General features: G+C 58.1%; 6 protein-coding genes and 2 pseudogenes. 6 read left to right on the forward strand and 2 right to left on the reverse strand.

What is annotated here, in order from left to right:
- The coding region (locus AWB80_RS44750) for a hypothetical protein (RefSeq protein ID WP_208635777.1) at window positions 1-269 on the reverse strand (269 nt) is incomplete at its 3' end.
- 431 nt (window positions 270-700) lie between these two features.
- On the reverse strand, window positions 701-1,141 hold the full coding sequence (locus tag AWB80_RS42500) for a response regulator (protein ID WP_061180574.1): 441 nt from the start codon (window positions 1,139-1,141) through the stop codon (window positions 701-703).
- Between the two features lie 289 nt (window positions 1,142-1,430).
- Between AWB80_RS42500 and AWB80_RS42505 the strand changes: the two genes are divergently transcribed.
- From AWB80_RS42505 to AWB80_RS44755, 6 genes and pseudogenes are all read left to right on the forward strand, one after another.
- A complete protein-coding gene (locus AWB80_RS42505) occupies window positions 1,431-1,694 on the forward strand; it encodes a hypothetical protein (protein WP_087132112.1) in 264 nt (87 codons plus the stop codon).
- Window positions 1,695-1,836: 142 nt separating this feature from the next.
- Window positions 1,837-2,085, forward strand: coding sequence for a hypothetical protein (locus AWB80_RS42510; protein ID WP_143328292.1), 249 nt, complete (start codon window positions 1,837-1,839; stop codon window positions 2,083-2,085).
- A gap of 248 nt (window positions 2,086-2,333) precedes the next feature.
- Window positions 2,334-2,648 (forward strand): hypothetical protein, encoded by a 315-nt coding sequence (locus AWB80_RS42515; RefSeq protein WP_061180577.1) that lies wholly within the window; start codon window positions 2,334-2,336, stop codon window positions 2,646-2,648.
- A 329-nt stretch (window positions 2,649-2,977) separates the two neighbouring features.
- A complete protein-coding gene (locus AWB80_RS42525) occupies window positions 2,978-3,571 on the forward strand; it encodes a ParB-like protein (RefSeq protein WP_061180579.1) in 594 nt (197 codons plus the stop codon).
- Window positions 3,572-3,646: 75 nt separating this feature from the next.
- Window positions 3,647-4,151 (forward strand): annotated as a pseudogene (locus AWB80_RS42530) (DUF421 domain-containing protein).
- Between the two features lie 180 nt (window positions 4,152-4,331).
- A pseudogene (locus tag AWB80_RS44755) lies at window positions 4,332-4,884 on the forward strand (hypothetical protein); the annotation flags it as partial.

Genomic DNA, 4,884 nt, shown 5'->3' on the forward strand with positions numbered 1-4,884 from the left:
CTCGGCCGCTGCTTCATTTGCAACACCTCCGCTCTCACGCAGATTCTAGGCGTTGCATCGACCGGTTGAATCCGCGGCAGGAAACTGTCATTCAGATGGCCGACCGCTGGACGGTGCTGATAAACGAGATAAATCGGTACCGACTGGGGAGGTATCCAGACCTGCTCTGTCTTGAGATGCTCCACCTTATCCGCGAGGCGGAGCAACTTGTGAATCTCGATCCATTCGAGCGCGACCTCCTTCTGACCGGCTGAACATTGCTGGAGCATCGAGACCTCAAAATAGCGATGTGCAAATTACACGAGGTCCTGAGCGAGCGCCTGCCGTAAAAGGTCTGCTCCTTATCCGCTGTCCTGCTGTCCTGCGGCTCCACGTCCGCGCAAATTCGTTCGCTACCTGGCGAAAGAGCATCTGCTCGCTCCTCGAGATGTAGTCCTTGAGCGTGCCTGCGTCGATCAAGGGGCTGCTCATCAAGCAACGGGGGACATCTCGGCGATTTTTTCTGACCATACGAGCCGGACGCTTCGCGGCACGCCCGGGGTATGCCACTGCGTTTGCGCAGCAACGATATTCGCTGCGGCGAATTACATCAAAATCCGGCATATGGAGCACAAACGGTGTCTCGTTGAACAGCCGAGACAAGGAGGCGTACGGTCGACGTCGTCCTTCGCAGCACCGCGGTCGACGAGCCACGTAGCACCTACAAGTACCGCACGGGCGCCAGATACTCGATCATCTGGAGCAAGCCGTGCAGCGGTAAGCCTTTTCGGTAGAAGGCGTCGATTTCGACCTCTATGCCGCGTTCGACAACTTCCGCCTCCGCAAGCGAGCTATGCGCAATGATCGGCACGGTTGCAAATCGGATTGAACGGCGCATCGCTTTCGCCACGCTGAAGCCGTCGCAATCCGGCATTTCGATGTCGAGAATGACTACGTGCGGCACCCATGTTTCCGGGATGGCAAAGGCTGCAGAACCGCCGGCTGCGACAAGAGCACGACAGCCATAGGCCAAGAATGCGGCCGCGAGCGCGTCCGCCATGACGGCGTCGTCGTCAACGACGAGCACCGCGACAGGGGGCATGACGGCGTCGAAGTCACGCGTGGCCCATAGGCCCGGCATCGAATTCGCGTTATGAGGCATGGCAGTATCTGGCAGACAATCGCATTTCTGTCTGCGCAACGGTCATGCCGGTTTCCTGCGCGTATCGAAGAAGGCAACGCCGATCGTCGATCGCCTGTAGTTTCGAGCGTCGGCGAGCGCCTCCTCTCCGATCGCGAAAGCTTCGCAGGATCGCGCAACGACAGGGCAGGCTCGCCCGTATCGTTCATCCACCGGACCGACGATCTAGTTACAATCCAACCGAATGCTCCACTTGCGACCTAATATTAAGCATGGCAGCCGCAGTGCCAGTTCGGTCAGGAGGCGCATCATGCAATGGCCCGAAATGCGATACAAGGAGCGGGTCCTTGCGCCGGACATCGCCGAAGACGACGGAAAGTATGCCATCAAGGTCCTTATTCGCTTGCCCGAAGGCATGCTACATACGACCGACCTCCTTGGCGATTTTCCCTGTCCAGTCGAAGCGCTGCGCTTTGCCTTCCAGTACGGAATGGCACATATCGATCACCAACCGCTTCCCGCCCCGGAATGGACAGCAGCAGAGTGGCACGACCGTCTCCAACTGGGTGTCTGACGCGGCCGCGTTGCGTTCCCGGGTCATGACAGCCCACTGCAGTCACCGCGTTGAGATGCACTTTTCGTTGGCTTGCGGTAATTCGCCGACTAAGCTTTTGGTCGGGGCGACCCGTTACGCGTCGCAAAGGAGCAAAAATCAAGTGCTGACGCCCGAAGGCGCCGACGACGCCGAAGTCATCGTTCGCCCATGTGCGCGTGGAGGCTGGCAAGTTGAAGTTCCTACCGCGGAAGGCGTGCACGTCACGACCGTGGATAGCGAGCAGGAGGCGCTTGCGCTCGGGCATTTCCTGCGTCCTCACGCCGAAGTGCGCATCCTCCCCGCTGCAGAGTCCGAAGAGACGTTGCGCGACGAGCTTCGTCCCGACGACGGCAGGAATCGCTCGGAGTGAGGCCTGCCGCGGCAAGCGGCTTCGGTCTGAGAATCATCTACGCTGTTCATCGAGAATTCCTCTTACGGATACGGCGGCTTGCATTGAACGGTTGTATAGCGCGAGCGACCGACGTCCTCGCGAACGTTCGCCGTCGAGACGATTCGCCTCTTCAGCGGCGCCCCGCCTCTTGCGATAACGCCTCAAAAAGCGCGGAAACTCCGATCTATCGTACGGGTCGGAGGTGACAACGACCTGCGGAGGGCACCATGCTTGAACTTTCCGGTAACGCTGAGCTGGTGGTTGTCGATATAGAAACCCAAAAGGAAGAGCACCTCAACCTGACCGTCAAAGACTTCCATCAGGAAAAGCGCTCCATGCTGGACGACGACGTGATGCGCGAGGACGAAGACGGCGAATTCATTGCAGATGTGAGCGTGCTCGGTTACGACTTCAGGCTCGTCGCAACACCCCCGAACTATCTGGAAATCGAAGACGAACCAGACGAACTTCAGGTTGAGATTATCGAGAACAATATCGAATTCGTTGGGCGATCAGAAAAAGAGGACGATATCGAAGATTGATGCGGTCCGAAGGGATCAGTGCGTCAAGGCCACCTGAGTCGCCGAGTTAGGCCGTCTGCGCGAATTCAGAGCGAGGCGCGTAAGCACGTTCGCGATGCGAATGAGATAAATCTCGATTGCTACGGAGGCGAGGCCAGCGCTCGCGATGAGCCACATTTGTATTGCCAGCGACGCAGATGCATCCCAACCGCAGCGTTGCGTACTAAGCTGTCCGGCCATCGACAACGACTCGCTTCGGGCGAACGGGTTACTTTGCGGCTTCGCGGCGACCAACATGCGTGGAACAGCATCGCGTATCACTCGCCCGCGGGCACAGACTGGAGAAGAGAATGAAGACGCTAAGAATCGATCAGCTTCGACCGACTCAGATGACGCATGGCCTGCGCGAAGTCCGCCAAAAGATCAAAGTCTACGAAAAGCTCAAAGGGCATGCCTTGGAGATGGCCATCGCGGAGAAGCCCGTTCCCATAGTATACGGTCCAGACGAAGCGCCCTACGTGATCGACCATCACCACGTTGCCGCCGCTCTCTGGCAGGCGAAAGTAAAGCGTGTGCCGGTCGTTCTCTTCAAAGACCTCTCGAAACTCTCGATGACGGAGTTCTGGCTCACGTTGGAAAACAATCGCTTCACGTATCCATACAACGCTCTGGGTCAGCGGGTGGCATTCGTGGATATGCCACAACACGTCTGGGACCTTGAAGACGATGAATTTCGTAGCCTATCTGCATCGGTGCGTGACGCTGGAGGCTACGAGAAAACCTCGGTTCCTCTGGAGGAATTTCGATGGGCCGATTTTTTTCGACATCGCCTGCCGCCACCGCGCAGCGATGCGGAGTTCGATTCGCTTATCAAAAAGGCAGTAGGACTGGCGAAGAACAGAGCCGCCTTAGGACTTCCAGACTATATGGGGCCGAGTGACTGACCGGTTGCATCAAGGGCTGACCATAGTTCAGGATTCGAACGCGCCATGGCCGGCGTCTGTCGAAGGGGAAAAAAGATGAGCCTGCTGCTGATCATATTTGGCGAAGGACGAGACCTCGACTCCCTTCAGATGTCCGCGCGTGCCGTTGCAGTCTTCTTCAGCGGCCTTGTTTTCATTCGCATTGCCGGACGACGCTCGTTTGGACAGCGTTCGCCGTTCGACTATGTCGTCGCGATATTACTGGGTGCGACCTTGAGCCGTGTCATCGTTGGCGCTTCACCCGCTATACCCACGGTCGCGGCGTCGCTGGTGATTGTTTTGGTTCACCGTATCCTCGCTTGGGGCTGCGTTTATTCGCCGAAGCTGGAGAGGCTGATCGTCGGTGCAGAGAGAGGTCTTCAAAGATGGCAAGTTCGACGACAAGCAAATGTCGGCTGCGCTCATCACGAAGACCGATGTGTTCGAGACAGCGAGACAAGAACTCCATACAATGGGACTTGAAGACGTGAACGCGGCCATTCTTGAGCGAAACGGGCAAGTGAGTCTTATACGCAAGTCGAAGAATGCGGCGGGAGGGTAGCTGAGGATGGGACTTGATCGGCAAGCCGAATGCGATAGATCCGCCCGGCCTGCGGCCCATCAAATTCCTCGCAAGGCTAGAGAATGTGCAAAATTTCTGGTCCTTTCCATGTTTGCACACGCTCGATGATCGGCGCAGCTGGTGATGCAACGCGAGTGCGCGACGGACGCGGTGTGTGGGGTGATCACGTTCTCCGACTGGGCGGGGCACCACGCCGAAGCACGAGCCGACTTTCTCGCGACGTACTGTGATATGGGGGGACATCGTCGTGTGCATGGCGCGAATCTCGGACTGTCCGCAGCTGCCTATGAAGCCGCCGGTGGATTTCAGCCGCTCACTTTCAACGAGGACGTGGCGCTCGTCCAAGCGCTCACGGAAAACGGCTTCTCGATTGCTTGGACTAACAAAGTGCGGGTCGACACCAGCGCGCGAATCGTATCGCGCGCACCATGGGGATTTGGTGCCACCTTACGCGAGGTATCGGAAAGGCTCAAAGGGGGCGCCGCTGGACTGTTGAGCGCCCAGCCCGGTTACGCCTGCTCGAGTCACGCTAATGCGGCAGACGACGTCCACGGAATCAAACGCAACAGTGGAAAGGAAGGTTACCGGGCAAGCCATGCCGATGCGCTTGCCTGGGATCGGGCAAAGCGTCCCAGAGCCTGCAAGCTGGTTGAGTCCCGGGCGCTAGCGCAGATCGTGGCAGGCAAGCTCCAGTTGCAGTGGTCACCGCAGC

This window comes from Caballeronia pedi (genome assembly GCF_001544915.2).
In the GTDB taxonomy this organism is placed as follows: Bacteria; Pseudomonadota; Gammaproteobacteria; order Burkholderiales; family Burkholderiaceae; genus Caballeronia; species Caballeronia pedi.

Excerpts from the sequence above, each read along its gene's own strand:
- AWB80_RS42505 (WP_087132112.1), top strand. The coding sequence starts at position 1,431 with ATGCAATGGCCCGAAATGCGATACAAGGAGCGGGTCCTTGCGCCGGAC.
- AWB80_RS42500 (WP_061180574.1), bottom strand. The coding sequence starts at position 1,141 with ATGCCTCATAACGCGAATTCGATGCCGGGCCTATGGGCCACGCGTGAC.
- AWB80_RS42525 (WP_061180579.1), top strand. The coding sequence starts at position 2,978 with ATGAAGACGCTAAGAATCGATCAGCTTCGACCGACTCAGATGACGCAT.
- AWB80_RS42515 (WP_061180577.1), top strand. The coding sequence starts at position 2,334 with ATGCTTGAACTTTCCGGTAACGCTGAGCTGGTGGTTGTCGATATAGAA.